The sequence below is a fragment of the Pseudomonas sp. GW822-FHT06D10 genome (genome assembly GCF_058799535.1).
Genome location: NZ_JBXALN010000004.1, coordinates 176,761 through 194,794, shown reverse-complemented (window position 1 = coordinate 194,794; position 18,034 = coordinate 176,761). Strand labels below are relative to the sequence as shown.

General features: G+C 64.5%; 12 protein-coding genes. 7 read left to right on the top strand and 5 right to left on the bottom strand.

The window, feature by feature from the left end:
• Positions 1 to 153: 153 nt before the first annotated feature.
• Complete coding sequence (gene hydA / locus AC1RL5_RS14610) at positions 154 to 1,593, bottom strand: dihydropyrimidinase (protein ID WP_492589617.1); 1,440 nt, start codon at positions 1,591 to 1,593, stop codon at positions 154 to 156.
• Positions 1,594 to 2,215: 622 nt separating this feature from the next.
• Between hydA and AC1RL5_RS14605 the strand changes: the two genes are divergently transcribed.
• From AC1RL5_RS14605 to msrA, 7 genes are all read left to right on the top strand, one after another.
• Positions 2,216 to 3,703 carry an NCS1 family nucleobase:cation symporter-1 gene (locus tag AC1RL5_RS14605; RefSeq protein WP_093408747.1) on the top strand — a complete coding sequence of 496 codons (1,488 nt, stop codon included), beginning with the start codon at positions 2,216 to 2,218 and terminating at the stop codon, positions 3,701 to 3,703.
• Positions 3,704 to 3,921: 218 nt separating this feature from the next.
• Positions 3,922 to 5,199, top strand: a complete 1,278-nt coding sequence (locus AC1RL5_RS14600; RefSeq protein WP_492589615.1) for a Zn-dependent hydrolase — start codon at positions 3,922 to 3,924, stop codon at positions 5,197 to 5,199.
• Positions 5,200 to 5,290: 91 nt separating this feature from the next.
• Positions 5,291 to 5,893 (top strand): hypothetical protein, encoded by a 603-nt coding sequence (locus tag AC1RL5_RS14595; RefSeq protein ID WP_492589613.1) that lies wholly within the window; start codon positions 5,291 to 5,293, stop codon positions 5,891 to 5,893.
• 259 nt (positions 5,894 to 6,152) lie between these two features.
• The gene (locus tag AC1RL5_RS14590) at positions 6,153 to 7,121 is read left to right on the top strand and encodes an aliphatic sulfonate ABC transporter substrate-binding protein (RefSeq protein WP_019093858.1); all 969 of its coding nucleotides are present in this window, start codon (positions 6,153 to 6,155) and stop codon (positions 7,119 to 7,121) included.
• 113 nt (positions 7,122 to 7,234) lie between these two features.
• Entirely contained in the window at positions 7,235 to 9,307 is a 2,073-nt protein-coding gene (locus AC1RL5_RS14585; protein ID WP_492589611.1) for an ATP-binding cassette domain-containing protein, read from the top strand.
• Positions 9,304 to 10,359 (top strand): ABC transporter substrate-binding protein, encoded by a 1,056-nt coding sequence (locus AC1RL5_RS14580; RefSeq protein ID WP_065363813.1) that lies wholly within the window; start codon positions 9,304 to 9,306, stop codon positions 10,357 to 10,359. The genes AC1RL5_RS14585 and AC1RL5_RS14580 overlap by 4 nt, the downstream gene beginning before the upstream one ends.
• The gene (gene msrA / locus AC1RL5_RS14575; protein WP_373366101.1) at positions 10,356 to 10,820 is read left to right on the top strand and encodes a peptide-methionine (S)-S-oxide reductase MsrA; all 465 of its coding nucleotides are present in this window, start codon (positions 10,356 to 10,358) and stop codon (positions 10,818 to 10,820) included. Before AC1RL5_RS14580 ends, msrA begins: the two co-directional genes overlap by 4 nt.
• Before the next feature lie 581 nt (positions 10,821 to 11,401).
• Here msrA and AC1RL5_RS14570 read toward each other — a convergent pair.
• The 4 genes from AC1RL5_RS14570 to AC1RL5_RS14555 all read right to left on the bottom strand — a co-directional run bounded on the left by AC1RL5_RS14570 (position 11,402) and on the right by AC1RL5_RS14555 (position 17,916).
• The gene (locus tag AC1RL5_RS14570) at positions 11,402 to 11,770 is read right to left on the bottom strand and encodes a VOC family protein (RefSeq protein WP_072452285.1); all 369 of its coding nucleotides are present in this window, start codon (positions 11,768 to 11,770) and stop codon (positions 11,402 to 11,404) included.
• Positions 11,771 to 12,136: 366 nt separating this feature from the next.
• Complete coding sequence (locus AC1RL5_RS14565) at positions 12,137 to 13,555, bottom strand: efflux transporter outer membrane subunit (RefSeq protein WP_492589609.1); 1,419 nt, start codon at positions 13,553 to 13,555, stop codon at positions 12,137 to 12,139.
• The gene (locus AC1RL5_RS14560; protein WP_492589607.1) at positions 13,539 to 14,705 is read right to left on the bottom strand and encodes an efflux RND transporter periplasmic adaptor subunit; all 1,167 of its coding nucleotides are present in this window, start codon (positions 14,703 to 14,705) and stop codon (positions 13,539 to 13,541) included. The genes AC1RL5_RS14565 and AC1RL5_RS14560 overlap by 17 nt, the downstream gene beginning before the upstream one ends.
• On the bottom strand, positions 14,695 to 17,916 hold the full coding sequence (locus tag AC1RL5_RS14555) for an efflux RND transporter permease subunit (protein ID WP_492589605.1): 3,222 nt from the start codon (positions 17,914 to 17,916) through the stop codon (positions 14,695 to 14,697). Before AC1RL5_RS14555 ends, AC1RL5_RS14560 begins: the two co-directional genes overlap by 11 nt.
• Positions 17,917 to 18,034 lie beyond the last annotated feature (118 nt).

Genomic DNA, 18,034 nt, shown 5'->3' with positions numbered 1-18,034 from the left:
CCATATCCGTAGGAGCCGGCTTGCCGGCGAATAGGCCTTTGACTCTTACAAGGGATTTGCGGGCGCCTTCGCTGGCAAGCCAGCTCCTACAGGGGGCATGGGTTTCTGTAGGAGCGAGCTTGCTCGCGATAGGGGGGCAACGCCCCCCCGGTCTCAGCGTTTAACCGCCGTCGGCTTGTGCCGCTCGGCGCGCTTGCTCAAGAGGTCGAACACCGCCGGGTAGGCCGGGCGCTCGATGTAGCGCCCGGCGCCGCGTTCGGCCCGCAAGTCGCCGTCGGCCCACACCAGCTTGCCCTGGCTGATGGTGTGGCTGGGCACGCCGCGCACGGTCTTGCCCTCGAAGATGTTGAAGTCCACCTGCTGGTGGTGGGTCTTGGCGGAGATGGTCCGCGTGCCTTGCGGGTCCCAGAGCACCAGGTCGGCATCGGCGCCGACGCGGATCGCGCCCTTGCGCGGGTAGAGGTTGAAGATCTTCGCGGTATTGGTGGAGGTCAGGGCGACGAATTCCTGCATCGACAGGCGCCCGCTGTTCACCCCTTCATCCCAGAGCACGGCCATGCGGTCCTCGATGCCGGCGGTGCCGTTGGGGATCTTGCTGAAGTCGTCGCGGCCGGCGGCTTTCTGTTCGGCGCAGAAGCAGCAGTGGTCGGTGGCGGTGGTGTGCAGGTTGCCCGATTGCAGGCCGCGCCACAGGGCCTCCTGATGGCCACGGGGGCGGAAGGGCGGGCTCATCACGTAGCCGGCGGCGGTTTGCCAATCCGGATCGCGGTACACGCTGTCGTCCAGTAGCAGGTGCCCGGCCAGCACTTCACCGTAGACCGGCTGGCCCTTGCCTCGGGCGTAGCTGATTTCGTCCAGGGCTTCCTGGGTCGAGACGTGCACCAGGTACAGCGGCGTGCCCAGGGTCTCGGCGATGCGAATGGCCCGGCTGGCGGCTTCGCCTTCGACTTGCGAAGGCCGCGACAACGGGTGGGCTTCCGGCCCGGTAATGCCCTGGGCCAGCAGCTTGCGTTGCAGGTGATACACCAGCTCGCCGTTTTCCGCGTGTACCGTGGGTACCGCCCCCAGTTCCAGGCAGCGCTCGAAGCTCGCCACCAGGGTGTCGTCGGCGGCCATGATGGCGTTCTTGTAGGCCATGAAGTGCTTGAAGCTGTTGATGCCGTGGTGCTGCACCAGCTCGGCCATTTCCTCGCGCACCTGCTCGCTCCACCAGGTGATGGCGACGTGGAAACCGTAGTCGCTGGCGGATTTTTCCGCCCAGCCGCGCCACTGCTGGAAGGCCTCCAGCAACGACTGCTGGGGGTTGGGAATCACGAAGTCGATGATCGAGGTGGTGCCCCCTGCCAGGCCCGCCGCCGTGCCGCTGAAGAAGTCTTCGCTGGCCACGGTGCCCATGAAGGGCAGTTGCATGTGGGTATGGGGGTCGATGCCGCCGGGCATCAAGTATTGGCCGCTGCCATCGAGCACTTCGCAACCGACGGGAATATCCAGACTGTTGCCGATGGCGCGAATTAGACCGTCTGCGCAGAGCACATCGGCTTTATAACTTTCATCATGGGTAATAACGGTGGCGCCACGGATCAACAGAGACATTCCGAGTTCCTCGCAGGCATGACCGACTTGTGCCGGTTCTAACTTTTTTATTGAACGCACTGATAACTTAAACAATCCTGTCATCGGTGACAGGATTAGAAGCTAGTCGCACTTCAAAGAAACATCAAGAATATTTTTTATAAGCTTATATTCAATATAACTTGTTGAAATATAACGATTAAAAGTTCAAATCTGCAAAATGGTGCAGCCTCTCACCATTTTGACGCACTTGACAGGATCGAAAAATAGTCGAGATTTCCTATGTCAAATCAGCTGCTTGAGGAGGCGCTGGGAAGACCGGGAAATAACTAGAAAAATAACCGTGCACTGCTTTGGGTCCTGATCGAATGGACAACTTGCCAAACACCCGGCCTGAGTGGATTGGCAACTAACCAGGGGCTTGAAAGTTGCTTGCATAAAACCCAATGACATCAGTTGTTTACATGGATTCCGCCAGCCGTGCAGCAACGACCGCGCAAGTACTTGGCATCTTTATTGAGTGCCGCCGCAGGTCGATGTGCCGGAGGGTGGAAGTCGTAAGTTCTCCGGCCATCGTCCGGCGCGCTGTCCCTTGGTGCGCCGGCCTGATGAGCAAAATAATCAGAACAACAGTGGAGCGGCCATGCAACAGATCAGATCCCAGGTGACCGAGCGCGCCGGCTTGTACGAGCTGGACGCCGGCAGCGACGTACTCGACAGCCCCCGTTACAACCACGACATAGCACCGACCCAGGTCCAGGAGCGCACCTGGAACAAATGGCACATCACCGCACTGTGGATCGGCATGTCGATCTGCGTGCCCACCTACACCCTCGGCGGGGTGCTCACTGCCTACTTCGGCCTCAGTGTCGGCGAGGCGCTGCTGGCGATCCTGCTGGCCAATATCGTGGTGCTGGTGCCCCTGACCCTCAACGCCTTTGCCGGCACCAAGTACGGCATTCCGTTCCCAGTGCTGCTGCGCTCCTCGTTCGGCATCATCGGCTCCAACGTGCCGTGCCTGATCCGCGCCCTGGTGGCCTGCGGCTGGTTCGGCATCCAGACGATGTTCGGCGGGCTGGCGATCCACCTGTTCCTGGGCTCGATCTTCGAGGGCTGGAAGGCCCTGGGCGGCACCGGCGAGGTGATCGGCTTCATGATTTTCTGGACCCTCAACCTGTGGGTGGTGCTGCGCGGCGCCGAGTCGATCAAGTGGCTGGAAACATTGTCCGCGCCGCTGCTGGTGGCGGTGGGCATCGGCCTGCTGGTGTGGGCCTTGCCCAGCGTGTCGCTGACTGAGCTGTTGGCGATCCCGCCCAAGCGCCCCGAGGGCGCCAGCGTCACCGGCTACTTCATGGCCGGGCTCACGGCGATGGTGGGTTTCTGGGCCACCTTGTCGCTGAACATTCCCGACTTCAGCCGCTACGCGAAAAGTCAGAAGGACCAGATCCTCGGACAGATCTTCGGCCTGCCGCTGACCATGTTCCTGTTCGCCGCCCTGGGGGTGGTGATGACCGCCGCCTCGGTGAAGCTGGTGGGGGTCACCGTCTCCGATCCGGTGAGCCTGATCGGCCATATCCAGAGCCCAGGCTGGGTCGCCCTGGCCATGGCGCTGATCATCATCGCCACCTTGTCCACCAACACCGCGGCCAACATCGTCTCGCCCACCAACGACTTCCAGAACCTGGCGCCCAAGCTGATCGGCCGCACCACCGCGGTGATCCTCACCGGCCTGGTGGGGCTGGCGCTGATGGGCCACGAGCTGCTGAAAAAGCTCGGCCTGCTGATTTCCGACGTCAGCCTGGAGACCGTGTATTCCAACTGGCTGCTGGGTTATTCCAGCCTGCTGGGGCCGATTGCCGGGATCATGGTGGTGGACTACTTCATCATCAAGAAACAGCGCCTGGACCTGGCCGGCCTGTACCGCGACGACGTCTACCCGGCGTGGAACTGGCACGGTTTCATCGCCTTCGGCGTACCGGTGGCCCTGACCCTGATGTCCCTGGGCAGCAGCGCCTTCAACTGGTTCTACAGCTACGGCTGGTTCACCGGCTCGGCCCTGGGCGGGTTGATCTACTACGGCCTGTGCAGCTTGCGCAGCCCCCAGGTGGCGACCGCCAAGACCCCAACATGAACACCCAACCAGCGTGCTCGCGGGCACCCCCCCCGTCCCGTAAGAGCTGGCTTGCCAGCGAAGGCGTCGGCACGGGCGACGCACATCTTGCGGGCCCCTTCGCCGGCAAGCGCAACGCCGCCCGGCCGGCTCCTACCGATTGTTGCTAGGCCGTTATCCCGGGTGACTGCGTCACGCATCCCCCGACAAAACCAGAAGAAACGCCTGAGGAAATCACCATGAACGCTGCCGTCGAGGTTCTGCAATCCAGCCATCAGCACATCAACCGCGACCGCCTGTGGCAGTCGCTCATGGAACTGGCCAGGCTCGGCGCCACGGTCAAGGGCGGGGTCTGCCGTTTGGCCCTGACCGACCTCGACCGCCAGGCCCGGGATCTGTTCGTGCAATGGTGCGAGGAGGCCGGTTGCGCGGTCACGGTGGATGGCATCGGCAACATCTTCGCCCGCCGCCCCGGGCGCAATCCGCACCTGCCGCCGGTAATGACCGGCAGCCATATCGACACCCAGCCCACCGGCGGCAAGTTCGATGGCTGCTTTGGTGTGTTGGCCGGGGTGGAAGTGCTGCGCACCCTCAACGACCTCAAGCTGGAAACCGAGGCGCCCCTGGAAGTGGTGGTGTGGACCAACGAAGAAGGCTCGCGCTTTCCGCCGTGCATGATGGGCTCCGGGGTGTTCGCCGAAAAATTCACCCTGCAAGACACCCTGGCCAAGACCGACGTCGATGGCATCAGCGTCGGCGAGGCGCTGAACGCCATCGGCTACGCCGGCACGCGCCCGGTCAGCGGGCATCCGGTGGGCGCCTATTTCGAGGCGCACATCGAGCAAGGCCCGATCCTGGAAGATGAGCGCAAGACCATAGGCGTGGTGCTCGGCGCCCTGGGGCAGAAGTGGTTCGACCTCAAGCTGCGGGGCGTCGAAGCCCATGCCGGCCCGACCCCCATGCACCTGCGCAAGGACGCCCTGGTGGGCGCCGCCGCCGTGGTGGCGGCGGTCAATCGCGCCGCCCTCGGCCACCAGCCTCACGCCTGCGGCACCGTCGGCTGCCTGCAAGCTTACCCGGGTTCGCGCAATGTGATTCCGGGCGAGGTGCGCATGACCCTGGACTTCCGCCACCTGGAGCCGGCGCGCCTGGACTCGATGATTGCCGAGGTGCGCCAGGTGATCGACAACACCTGCGAAGAACACGGCCTGAGCTTCGAACTGACCCCCACCGCGGACTTCCCGCCGCTGTACTTCGACCCGGTGTGCGTCGATGCGGTGCGCGGCGCCGCGCAGGGTTTGGGGTTGTCCCACATGGAAATCGTCAGCGGTGCCGGGCATGACGCGATCTTCGTCGCCGAGCTGGGCCCGGCGGGGATGATCTTCGTGCCCTGCGAAGGTGGCATCAGCCACAACGAAATCGAAAACGCCGACCCCGACGACCTCGCCGCCGGCTGCGCGGTGCTGCTGCGCGCCATGCTCGCCGCCTCCCAGGCTATCGCCCAGCGCCAAGCGTAGGAGCCGGCTTGCCGGCGAAGAGGCCGGCAAGACATGCATCGCCCGTTTCGGCGCCTTCGCTGGCAAGCCAGTTCCTGCAAGGGGCATCGTGGTGGGCTTGGCCTGGCGTACACTGGCGAACTTTTCCCATGGGATGTCGACCATGCACAGGATGGTGCTCTGTCTGGCCCTGGCTCTGAGCCTCGGCGGTTGTATCGATTACAAATGGGGCCACGACTGGAAGGCCGACAGTCCGGGCGGTTGGCAAGACGCAAGCGTTGTCGGTTTCGACAAAGGCACGGCGTTCCAGCTGGCCTGCGGGGGCAGCCCACTCTATGTGAACGTGGAGACCCACGCCTCCCATCAACTTTTATCGCTGTTCTTCATCCCGTTGTTTTCCGCGTCGGACGATGACGGCCATGTATGGATCAGGGTCAGTCACCCCAGCCTGATGGCATGTGCTTCGCCTGCGCAAAACCCTCTGCTGCTGAAGCTGGACAACCGGCCCATTCAGGCAGTTGGCTTCTCGCGGCGTAGCGGCGAAGGCCTGTGCATCATCGACCTGGGCCCGCGCGAGTTGCAGGGCGAACAGCTGTCGATCGAGGTCAACCAGGCCTTGCTGCCCTGCGCAGTCGCGCCGATGACCCTGAAAAAGGACAGTTTCTTCTGCCTGCGGGCTACAAAGTTCGGCGGTTCGACACCGTGCGGTCGGTAGCCAAAAGCAAGGCCCTGCGTACCGAACGCGGCCCGACCTTTCGCAGCCTTGCGGGCTCGGCAGCGGCTACAGGGTCCATGGCGAGCTGGTTTTTTGTAGCCGCTGCCGCAGGCTGCGCACGCCCGGCTCGGGCGTAGGGGGCAGGGCCGAGATAGAGCTGCCAGCCGAACCTAAGCTAATTCCTAAAAAGTATTTATTTTAGATTTGTTAGATCGTTTAGCTTTTAGCGACTTTCCTGTCTCCCAGAAGGTTCGCCCCCATGCGCCTGCCCTTTGCTTTGCGTCGTAGCTTGTCGATCACCGCCCTGGCCGGCCTGGCGCTGGGCATGGCCCTCAATGCCCAGGCCGATACCGACCTGCGCATCGGCTACCAGAAATCCTCGACCCTGCTGGCCTTGCTCAAGGCCCAGGGCACCCTGGAAAAACAGCTGGCGGGGCAGGGCGTCAACATCACTTGGCACGAGTTCACCAGTGGCCTGCCGTTGGCGGAATCGCTGAATGTGGGCAATGTCGATATCAGCGCCGATGTCGCCGACACGGTGCCGGTCTTCGCCCAGGCCGCCGGGGCCCAACTGACCTATTTCGCCAGCGAAACTCCCTCCCCGGCGGCCCAGTCCATCGTCATTCCCAAGGATTCGCCGCTCAAGTCCCTGGCCGACCTCAAGGGCAAGCGCATCGCCGTGACCAAGGCCGCCGGCAGCCACTACCTGCTGATCGCCGCCTTGCGTGAAGCGGGCTTGAGCTTCGCCGATATCCAGCCGGTGTACCTGACCCCGGCCGATGGCCGCGCGGCGCTGGAAACCGCCAAGGTCGATGCCTGGGTCACCTGGGAACCCTTTGTCGCCAGCGCCCAGCGCCAGCAGGGCGCGCGGGTGCTGCACGACGGCCAGGGGCTGGCCAGCTATCGCCGTTACTACCTGGCTTCCAACGACTACGCCAAGGCCCATCCCGAGGTGCTGCAGCAAGTGTTCGCCGAGTTGCAGAAGACCGGCACCTGGGTCAAGGCGCACCCGGCCGAGGCGGCAAAACTGCTGGGCCCGCTGTGGGGCAACCTGGATGTGCCGACGGTGGAACTGGCCAACAGCCGCCGCACCTACAAGGTGGAAGCGGTCAAGCCCGACGCCCTGGGCGAGCAGCAGAAAATCGCCGATGCCTTCTACCAGGAAAAGCTATTGCCCAAGCCGGTGGATGCCCGGGCGGTGCAGTTGTGGAGCCCGAAATCGTTGTAATTGACCGTTAGATCGCTTTCGCCGGCAAGCCGGCTCCTACAGCGAAGCAGGTCCCCCCCTTTTTCTTGTTCACCGCCGGCTACGCCATCCCGCGCCCGGCGTCAGGAGTTCCCGTGTCTGCCGTTCACCCCCAAGAGGCCTTTGCCGTCCCAGCCTCCGTCAGCCCGCCCGCGGATAACGCCGACGTGGTGCTGGAATTGCGCCACCTGACCAAGCACTACGCCCGCCGCCGTGGCCAGTCCGCTCCGCCTGCGGTTGAGCAGGTCAGCCTCAAGGTGCGCCGTGGCGAAGTGCTGTGCCTGATGGGCACCTCCGGCAGCGGCAAGTCCACCTTGCTGCGCCATATCAACCGGTTGATCGAGCCCAGCAGCGGCGAGGTGCTGATCGACGGTTCGGCCATCAGCCAGCTTTCGGCCAGGGAACTGCGCACCCTGCGTTCGCGGCGCATCGGCATGGTGTTCCAGCACTTCGGCCTGCTGCCCCATCGCAGCGTGCGCGACAACGTCGCCTTGCCCCTGGAACTGCGCGGCGAACCCGAGGCCCTGCGCCACGCCGCGGCCGACGTGCAATTGCAAGCCATGGGCCTGGAAGGCTGGGGCGAGCACTATCCCCATGAGCTGTCTGGCGGCATGCAGCAGCGGGTCGGCCTGGCCCGGGCCCTGGTCAGCGAGCCGGACATCCTGCTGATGGACGAACCCTTCAGCGCCCTGGACCCGACCATCCGCCGCGACCTGCAAAGCCACTTTCTGCAGGTGGTGCGCGAGCGCGGCATCACCACCTTGCTGGTGACCCACGACCCGGCGGAAGCCCTGCGCCTGGCGGACCGCATCGCCGTGCTGCGCCACGGCCAGCTGATTCAGGTCGGCACGCCCGAGGAATTGCTGAAGCAGCCGGCGGATGCCGAAGTGGCGGACTTCTTCCAGGAACACGGCGCCCGCAGCGCCACGCCGGTGGCGACGATTGCCCCGCGCAAGAGCGCGACGACCCCGGCGCCGGTCAACCCCGGACTGTCCTTTGCCCAGGCCCTGCTGTTGGGGCCCGCCGCCCTGGCCGCCAGCGGTCGCGGTGGCCTGTACTGGCTGGGCTTCGCCCTGGAACTGGGGGCGGCCGCAGCCTTGGGGCAGGGGCTAGCCACGGCCAGTTTCGCCTGGGCCGCCCTGGCGCTCATCGGCTTGCTGCTCAGCCGCCTGTTGAGCCTGGCCCTGGCCCGCCGCCCCAGCCGCCTGGGGCGCTCGGACTGGCGTCTGCCGTGGCTGGTGTTGCTGCTGTCCCAGGCCCTGGTGCTGTGGCGGGTGTTGGCCGTCGACGCCAGTGGCCCCTGGCTGCAATTTCCCGCCGACCGGCAAGTGCTGCTGGGCACCGCCGCGGCCATCGATCAACTGATTGCCTGGTCCCAGGTGACGTTCGAAAGCACCTTCGTCGGCGTGATAGTCGCCGTGCGCACGGTGATCGACAGCACCGAAAGCCTGCTGGGCTGGCTGCCCTGGCCGGTGCCGGCCCTGGCCCTGGTGCTGCTGGCCTGGCGCAGCGCCGGCGCCGCCCTGGCCCTGACCAGTGCCGCGGCCTTGCTCTACATCGGCCTGTTCGGTTTCTGGGAACGGACCATCGCCACCCTGGCCCTGGTGGGCTCCTCGGTGCTGATCTCGCTGTTGATCGGCGTACCGGCCGGCATCCTCCTGGCCAAGCGCGCCCTGGCCCGGCGCCTGGTCACTCCGCTCCTGGACGTGATGCAGACCTTGCCGACCTTCGTGTACCTGATCCCGGCGGTGGCGTTCTTCTCGGTGGGCAAGACCCCGGCGGTGATCGCCACGGTGATCTTCGCCCTGGCGCCGATGATCCGCCTCACTGCCCTGGGGATTCAGGAAGTGCCCAAGACCGCCGTCGAGGCGGCCCTGGCCCACGGCGCCACGCCGTGGCAGATCCTGACCAAGGTCGAACTGCCCCTGGCTGCGGGCTCCTTGCTGCTGGGGATCAACCAGACCCTGGTGATGAGCCTGTCGATGGTGGTGGTGGCGGCGCTGATCGGCGCCGGCGGCCTGGGCTACGACGTGATGACCGCGCTGCGCAACATCAAGGGCGGCGAGGGCATGTTGGCCGGCGCCGCGATCGTGTTCTGCGCGCTGATTCCCGACCGCATCATTCAAGCGACCCTGCGCCAGCGGGATCGCACATTGCATCAATCATGAGGTGTCCCTTGAACAAGTCGTTTACCCGTACCCTTGGCGCCGCCGCGCTGTTGTTGGGTTTGTCCCTGCCGGTGCTGGCCAAGGACAAGATCGTCATTGGCGAGCAGAACTGGACCGGCGCCATCGCCATCCAGAACATCCTTGGCGAAGTGATCAAGAGCCGCCTCGACGGCGAGGTTTCCTACCTCGCCGGTGACGTGCCGGTGCTGTTCGCTGCCGCCGCCAAGGGCGACGGCTCGGTGGACGTGCTGACCGATATCTGGCTGCCCAACCAGTCCGCCGCCTGGGCCAAATACGTCACTGGCGGCACCCGCTCGCTGGTGCCCAACAAGCAGCCGTACCTGGGGGTTCAGGGCTTCTACATCCCCGGCTACCTGCAAGACAAATATGGCGTGAAGTCGGTCTACGACCTGCAAAAGCCCGAAGTGGCGAAACTCTTCGAACCCCTGGGCGGCGGCAAGGCGCAACTGCTGGTGGGCCCGGCGGGTTGGGAGTCGACCTACATCGGCGAGATCAAGGCCAAGGATTTCGGCTTTGCCGACAAATTCGAATCGGTGTCCACCGAAGCCTCGGTGACCTACGCCAAGCTGGCCGCGGCCTACAAGGCCCAGCGCGGCGTGGTGTTCTACGCCTACACCCCGGACTGGATCTTCTCCGCCTTCGACCTGCGCCGCCTGGATGAACCGGCGTTCGACGGCTACGCCCAGGACAACAAGAAGGGCGACCCGCTGTACAAGGCCGACGGCTGCTGGAAATTCATCAGCCCGACGGTGGATGCCGACTGGCTGAGCAAGAGCAAGATCACCTGCGCCTACCCGGATGCCCGAGTGTATGTCCTGGCGTCCAGCGCCCTGCAAAAACGCGCACCGCGAATTGCCGCGTTCCTGGAGAACTTCAGCATCGAGCCTCAGGCCCTGAATGACTTGATTCTCAAGATTGAAAAGGAACAGCAACCGGCGGCGCAGGCGGCCAAGGAATGGGTTGCGGCCCATCCGCAGATCGTTGATGGCTGGCTGGGTGCCAGCGGCGAGAAAGTGGGAGTGGCGCAATGAGTGGGGCGCCGGTGAACAGCCTCGAACAGGCGACCTTCGGCGCCGGGTGTTTCTGGGGCGCGGAAGCCGCGTTCCGGGTGCTGCCTGGGGTCGTGGACAGCCGCGTAGGCTACGCCGTGGAAGCGGCGGACGAAGCCTTGCAGATAGAAGTGGTGCAGGTGGATTTCGACCCGCAGGTGCTGGCGTATACCCGCCTGATCGAACACTTTTGGGACCTGCATGATCCGACCTCGGTGGATCGCCAAGGGGAACATGGCGGGGTGAAATATCGCTCGGCGATCTTCCACACCAACGCCGCGCAAGCCGAACAGGCGAGGGCGGCCAAGACCGCCCTGCAAGACTCCGGACGCCTCAACAAACCCGTGGCCACGGTGATCGTGCCCCTGGGCCGCTTCGACCTGGCGGATGAAGCGCACCAGCGTTACCTGGAGAAGAATGGCCTGAGCAGTTGCCACATCTGATCGTTTGCAGGTACGCAGGCTGTAGGAGCTGGCTTGCCGGCGAAGAGGCCCGTGAGCCATGCATCGTCTGGGCTGATGCCTTCGCTGGCAAGCCAGCTCCTACACGGTGGGACGGTACACACCGCTCCACCTTCAGGTCGGCCGGCAGGCCGCCACCCGGGCATTGATTACTTTGGGCTGGGCCGGCATTCCGGCATTTCCAAAGGGAGTCGCTGTCAGAGCGAACCCCTAAGCGGCCGTGACCACAGCAACGGATATGTACACCACCGCGGTAAAAAAGAAACGCAACAACGGATGTGTATTTCGAACCTCCCTGACGACCTCTATATCATCCCTTAAAATAAATTAGAGGGTGTCGTCACAAGACCCAAAAAACATTGATGGTTGGTTTATCCAGTTGGGCGGCCAGCGTGTCGTGGCACTTGCAAGCCATCGGCGGCACGATATCTAGATTAATTTGTGGAACTCGCTGAAGCTTCATTTATCTAGCCGTTCACCGTCAGAGGAACTGAAGGTGAAGCAATACTTCTGCTCAGATATTTGTATTGCCCCCTGGGCTATCAAAACTTGTGGGCATGAGATTAAGCAGGCATCTGGGCAGAAAAACATAGTTTGTTTTTATCCAAATCCCTCGCATACGCTGAAAAATATGGTCCCCGTTGGCCAGGTTTACCCTCGCAGGTACCGCCTAATTCAATCACCTTTTCATGAAAGCTTTTTACTTTTTCTACAGAGTCAACATTAAAACCAATCATCGTGCCATTTCCATTTGTTGCAGGCTCCTTGTTAAAGGGAGTTGCCAGCGCAAATGAGAAATTGCTGCTTTGCCAGTAAGTCATTCTGTCTGTTGATGTCACGTACTTGAGTTCTGTTTTCTCAAAGAGTGCATTGTAGAACTCAATTGCGGCCTCCATGTTGTTTGTGCCTAGGACGCAGTAGTTGACTCTCATAATTTAATACCTCGTATTTGTAGCAGGGTTTAGTACTCATGATTAGCATGTTAAAGCGGCTCATTGTCGTCATTATGCTGCAGGGCAGTGACAGTTTCCGTCAGGATTGATCGATACGCACAACAAGGGTAGGCCGCTGAGTTTGGGGAAATCCTACGTTAAGCCGGCTCGGCTTAAGTGCGTGTCATGCCCTTGCAACTCATCGGCGCCACGATATCTCCGACAATGTGTGGAGTTTGCTGAAACCGCATTGAGCCGGCCGCGAAGGTACCTGGGAAGGACGAGCCAAGGTTCACCAACACCGTATTGTGGATTGGCGCGCCGGGGCACCTTGGAGAGACCCGCCAGGCGATCATGTTTCAGGTTTCAAGCCCCACCTTTCCACCCCCCACCCAACGCCACCACCAACCCCACACTGGCCTGCAGCTCCCTTGTCTGCACCGCCTGCAACCCCCGTTGCGCCTGCAAGGCTGCGGTCTGCGCCGTCACCACATCCAGGTAGCTGACGGCACCTGCCTGATAGCTGTTCATGGCCAAGGTCTGCGTGTGCTCGGCAGCATTCACCGCCGCCTGTTGGTCCAGCGCTTCCTGGCGCAAATCCCGCAGTTGCCCCAGGTTATCCTCCACCTCGCGCACCGCCCGCAGCACTTGCCCACGGTAATGGGCGGCGGCTTCTTCGAACTCGGCGTGGGCCTGGCGCTCATTGGCGCTCAGCCGCCCGCCATCAAAAATCGGCAGGTTCACTAAAGGCCCCAGGGCCCAATAGCGATTGCCCGCCGCCAGCAGGTTGCCCACGCCCTGGGTCTGGCCACCGAGCATGCCGGTCAGGCTGAAATCCGGATACCAGGCGGCGCGGGCGATACCGATGCCGGCATTGGCGGCGTACACACGGCGTTCGGCGGCGGCAATGTCCGGCCTTCGTTGCAGCAGGGTGCTGGGCAGTTGCCGGGGAATGCTCGGCAGGCTCAAGAGTTGCGCAGAGGGCGCCAGGTGGAATTGGCTGGCCGGCTCGCCCACCAGTTCGCCGATGGCGTGTTCGGTGAGGTTGCGCTGGGCGCGCACTTCGTCCAGTTCGGCTTCGGCGCTGGCCAGTTGGCTCTGGGCCCGGGTCAGGTCCAGTTCCGAGGCGATCTGCCCCTGGTAGCGGTCGCGGGTCAGTTGCAGGGCCTGGGCGTAATCCTCCAGGGAGTGGCCGAGGATGCGGCTCTGGGCGTCCAGGCCATTGAGTTGCACATACAGGCTCGCCAATTGTTTTTGCAGGCTCAGGCGCGCCGCTGCCAAGTCGTCGCCGGAGGCTTGGGCCTGGGCGTCTCCGGCCGCCGCTTGATTGCGAATCCGCCCCCAGAGGTCGAGGTCCAAGCCCAGGGCAAAACCGGCGGTGTTGCTGTTGTAGATCGACGGTTGCGTGCTGCCGCGCAGGGGGCGGCTGTCCGACTGGCGTTGGCGCAACGGTTGGGCGCTGGCGCTGATCTGCGGGAACAGCCCGGCATGCAGCTGGCTGGCGTAGGCCTGGGCGCCGTCATAGTGAGCCAGGGCCGCGGCGAGGTCCGGGTTGGCCTGGAGCAGGCGCTGTTGCAGGTCGTTGAGAAGCGGGTCCTGGTACAGCAGCCACCACTGTTCGGCAATGACCTGGGGCGTGGCGGCCGGGTGCCAGGGGCCGTCGGCGTTCTGTTCGCGATACTGCGCCGGCAGGTCGATGGGCGGCACCTGGTAGTGGGGCGCCAGGGAGCAGCCGTGCAGGGCCAGCAACAGCAGGGCGGCGAGGGGCTTAAGCCTTGGGCGCATGTTCGCCTCCCGCGTCCGCCAGTTGCACCAGGTCACCTTCGCGCAGGGCGTCCGGCGGGTTGTCGATGACCTGGTCGGTCGCTTGCAGGCCCTGGTCGATCACCAGCCGTTCCCCCAGGTCCAGGCCGATATGGATGCTGCGCAGGTGCACGTGGCGGGAACCGTCGATCACCGCCACCTGGGTGCCCTGGGCGCGGAAGATCAGGGCGCTGGCGGGGATGCTCACACCGTGGGTGTCGGCAGGGATGGCCAGTGTGGTTTCGGCATAGTCGCCGGGCATCAGCGCGCCGTCCGGGTTGGCGGCGACGAACTGCGCCAGCAGGGTGCCGGAGCGTGGGTCGATGGCGGTGGAGTCGCCCAGCAGTAGCGCGCTGAAGTGCTGGCCAGGGTGCTCGGGCACAGTCAGCTGCGCGTGCAGGCCAGGGCGGATCACGCTGGCGTAGTTCTGCGGGATCGGCACGTAGAGCCGCAGTTTGTGGGTGTCCGCCAGGTCGAACAGCTCCGGGTCGCTGTCGTTGTCGGCTTTGATCAACTGGCCGATATCGGTGTGGCGGGCGGTGATGGTGCCGGCGAACGGCGCACGAATGGTCTTGTAGTCCTCCAGCGCCGAGAGCCGCGCATAGTCGGCGGCGGCCGCCTCGGCATTGGCTTTGGCGGCGGCTGCGTTGGAGGTCTTTTCATCGGCTTCCTGGCGCGATACCGAGTGGCTGGCCAAGAGGTTCTGCCAGCGCTCGGCGGTGGTCTGGGCCAGCCGGGCATTGGCTTGCTGCTGGGTCATCCGCGCCCGGGCCTGGGCCACTTGCTGGTCCAGGTCGGGGCTGTCGATATGGGCCAGTACCTGCCCGGCGGCCACGTGGGTGCCTATATCCTGGGTCCAGTCCTTGAGGTAGCCGCTGACCCGGGCATGGATCGGCGCCTTGCTCCAGGCTTCCAGGTGCGCCGGCAGGCGCAGGGTGTCGCCCAGCACGTTGTGCTGCGGCTGGAACACCAGCACTTGCGGCACGGCGGCGGTTTCGGTCCAGGCAACGACGGCCCGTTCATGCCGGGTGCGCGCGGCCAGGCCGCTGGCGACCAGCAGGGCAGCCAGGCTCAGGCCGCCGATGCCCAGCAGCATCAGGCGTTTGCGCGAAGGGGTGTGATCAGGCGACATGGGTGTTTTCTCCAGCAACAGCGGATTGGGGACGGCGGCCGTGGACCAGGCTGAAGACCACGGGGACAAAGATCAGGGTGGCCACGGTGGCGAGGATCAACCCGCCGATCACCGCGCGGCCCAGTGGGGCGTTCTGTTCCTCGGACAGGGCCAGGGGCAGCATGCCGATGATCATCGCCAGGGCGGTCATGCACACCGGGCGAAAGCGCGTGTAGCCGGCTTCCAGCGCGGCCTTGAGGGCATCGCCGTGTTCCGCCAGGCGCTCGCGGCAAAAACTCACCACCAGGATCGAGTTGGCGGTGGCCACCCCCATGCACAGGATGGCCCCGGTCAGCGCCGGCACCGACAGCGAGCTGCCACTCAAGAACAGCATCCACACGATCCCGGCCAGGGCTGCCGGCAGCGCGGTGATGATCACGAACGGATCGACCCAGGACTGGAAGTTGACCACGATCAGCAGGTAGATCAGCACCACCGCCCCCAGCAGGCCCAGGCTCAGGCCGCTGAAGGCTTCGTGCAGGGCGTCGATCTGCCCGTGCAGGCTGACCGTGGCGCCCTTGGGCCGCAGGGCCGCGGCATCGTCCAGGACCTTTTGCATGTCGTGGGCCACGGCGCCCAGGTCGCGGCCCTGCACGTTGGCGTACAGGTCCAGGGTCGGCTGGATGTTGTAGTGGCTGACCACCGCCGGGCTCTCGACCCGGGAGATGTCCGCCAGGCCGCCGAGGATCTGCGACTGGCCGTTGCTGCCGGTGACCGGCAGCGCCTCCAGGGCCGGCAGGCTGTCCAGGCGGTACTGCGGGGTAGCCGCGACGATGGAATAGGACACGCCGTTCTTCGGGTTGAGCCAGAAGGTCGGCGCCACCTGGGAACTGCCGGCCAGCGACGCCACCATGCTGTTGGTCACGTCACGCTCGGTGATGCCCAGGCCATTGGCCCGCAGGCGATCGACCTTGACCTGCAAGGACGGGTAGCCGGTGGACTGCTGGATCCGCAGGTCGGCAATGCCCGGCACATGTTGCAGGCGCCGTTGCAGTTGCAGAGCGAAGGCGCGGTTGGCCGCGGCGTCGGGCCCGGAGATTTTCACGTCCAGGGGGGCCGGGGCGCCGAAGTTGAGGATCTGGCTGCTGATGTCTGCCGGCAGGAAGGCGAACTGGCTGCCGGGGAAGCTTTCCGGCAAGGCTTCACGCAGCTGTTTCACATAGTCGGCGCTGGGGGCGTGGCCGGGTTTGAGGGTGACCTGGATATCACCGTCCTGGGGGCCGATGGTGCCGCTGTTGCTGTAGGCCATGTCGATGCCGCTCAAGGGGATGCCGATGTTGTCGATGATGCTGTCCAGTTGCTCGGCCGGAATCACTTCGCGAATCCGCGCTTCGATGCGGTCGAAGGCCGCCGCGCTTTCCTCGATCCGTGTGCCCAGGGGCAGCCGCACGTGCAGGGCCAGGGCCCCGGCGTCGGTGGCGGGGAAGAAGTCCTGGCCCAGGCTCGGCAGCAGGGCGAAGGAGGCCAGCACGCAGGCCAAGAACCCGAGGATGAAGGTCTTGCGCCGGCCCAGGGCCAGGTGCAGCAGGCCGTGGTAGGTGTCGCGCACGCTGGAGAAACGCGCCTCGAAGCCCTGTTGAAAGACCAATAGCCCGCGCACCAGGGCATTGCGCGGCTTGGCGTGCTGTTCGCCTTCGTGGTGGTTGATGAAGGCATCTTCCGGGTGGTGCCCGGGGCCGGCTTCCGGCGTGTGGGGCTTGAGCAGGTACATGGCCAGTGTGGGCACCAGGGTCCGCGAGAGGATGAACGAGCTGGCCATGGCGAAGATCACCGCCAGGGCCATGGGCCGGAACAGGTAGCCGGCGATGCCTTGCAGCAGGAACATCGGCACGAAGACGATGCAGATGCACAGCAGCGAGACGAAGGCCGGGCCGACGATCTGCCTGGCGCCGTCGAGGATGGCCTGCTTGACCGCCTTGCCCTGCTCCAGGTGCCAGTTGATGTTCTCGATGGTCACGGTGGCGTCGTCCACCAGGATCCCCACCGCCAGGGCCAGGCCGCCCAGGGTCATCACATTCAGGGTCTGGCCGCTGAGCGCCAGCAGGGCAATGGCCGAGAGCACCGCCAGGGGAATCGAGGCGGCGATGATCAGTGTGGAGCGCCAGCTGCCGAGGAACAGCAGGATCATCGCGCTGGTCAGCAGGGCGGCGATGATGCCTTCCTGGGCCACGCTGCCCACCGACTGCTTGACGAACACCGAGGCGTCCCCCAGCAGTGAGGTCTTCAGCGCTGGCGGCAGGGTCTCATTGATGCGCGGCAGCATCTGGCGGATGCCGTCGACGATCGACAGGGTGGAGATATTGCCGTTCTTCAGGGCCGGCATCAGCACCGCGCGGCGTCCGTCGACCCGCACGATGTTGGTCTGCGGCGGCGAGCCGTCGCGCACGTGGGCCACCTGGCCGATGGTGATCAGCGCGCCGTCCACGGTCTTGATCGGCAGGTCGTTGAGCTCCTCGATGGCGGTCGGGCTGTTGTTCAGCAGCACCGTGTATTCATCGCTGCCCAGCTTGGCGGTGCCCACCGGGATGATCTGGTTCTGCGCCGCCAGGGCATTGCCCACGTCCTGGGCCGACAGGCCCTTGGCGGCCAGGGCTTGCGGGTCCAGGTCGAGGGTGATCTGGCGCTGCTTGCCGCCCATGGGGGTGGGCATGGCCAGGCCGGGCAGGGAGCTCAGGGGCAGGCGGATGTTGTTCTGCACCAGGTCGCGGATCTTCGCCTCCGACAGGGTCGGGCTGGAAAACGCCATCTGCAGGATCGGCACCGTCGAGGCGCTGTAGTTGAGGATCAGCGGCGGGGTGATGCCCGGCGGCATCTGCTTGAGCACGGTTTGTGACACCGCGGTCACCTGGGCGTTGGCGGTGCGGATATCGACCCCGGGCTGGAAGAAGATCTTGACGATGCCCATGCCCGGCAGCGACTGCGACTCGATGTGCTCGATGTCGTTGACCGTGGTGCTCAGGGAGCGCTCGTAGGTGTAGATCACCCGCCCGGCCATGGCATCCGGCGACAGGCCGTTGTACTGCCAGACCACCGCCACCACCGGGATGCCGATATCCGGGAACACGTCGGTGGGGGTACGCAAGGCCGCCAGGGGCCCGATGATGCAAATGAATATCGCCAGCACGATGAACGTGTAGGGCTTGAGCAGTGCGGTCTTGACCAGCCCGAGCATGCCGAAAACCTCCGAGGGAGTGGGGTTGCAAACCTCGGCAGCCTGCAGCGACCCACCTAACACGCGGCTTTCAGCCAGGTGAAGGAAGTTTTAGGTAAGGCCTGTATTTCCTTTCATG

Coding starts and splice junctions, on each gene's coding strand:
- hydA (WP_492589617.1), bottom strand. CDS start 1,593: ATGTCTCTGTTGATCCGTGGCGCCACCGTTATTACCCATGATGAAAGT.
- AC1RL5_RS14605 (WP_093408747.1), top strand. CDS start 2,216: ATGCAACAGATCAGATCCCAGGTGACCGAGCGCGCCGGCTTGTACGAG.
- AC1RL5_RS14600 (WP_492589615.1), top strand. CDS start 3,922: ATGAACGCTGCCGTCGAGGTTCTGCAATCCAGCCATCAGCACATCAAC.
- AC1RL5_RS14590 (WP_019093858.1), top strand. CDS start 6,153: ATGCGCCTGCCCTTTGCTTTGCGTCGTAGCTTGTCGATCACCGCCCTG.
- AC1RL5_RS14580 (WP_065363813.1), top strand. CDS start 9,304: ATGAGGTGTCCCTTGAACAAGTCGTTTACCCGTACCCTTGGCGCCGCC.
- msrA (WP_373366101.1), top strand. CDS start 10,356: ATGAGTGGGGCGCCGGTGAACAGCCTCGAACAGGCGACCTTCGGCGCC.
- AC1RL5_RS14570 (WP_072452285.1), bottom strand. CDS start 11,770: ATGAGAGTCAACTACTGCGTCCTAGGCACAAACAACATGGAGGCCGCA.
- AC1RL5_RS14565 (WP_492589609.1), bottom strand. CDS start 13,555: ATGCGCCCAAGGCTTAAGCCCCTCGCCGCCCTGCTGTTGCTGGCCCTG.
- AC1RL5_RS14560 (WP_492589607.1), bottom strand. CDS start 14,705: ATGTCGCCTGATCACACCCCTTCGCGCAAACGCCTGATGCTGCTGGGC.
- AC1RL5_RS14555 (WP_492589605.1), bottom strand. CDS start 17,916: ATGCTCGGGCTGGTCAAGACCGCACTGCTCAAGCCCTACACGTTCATC.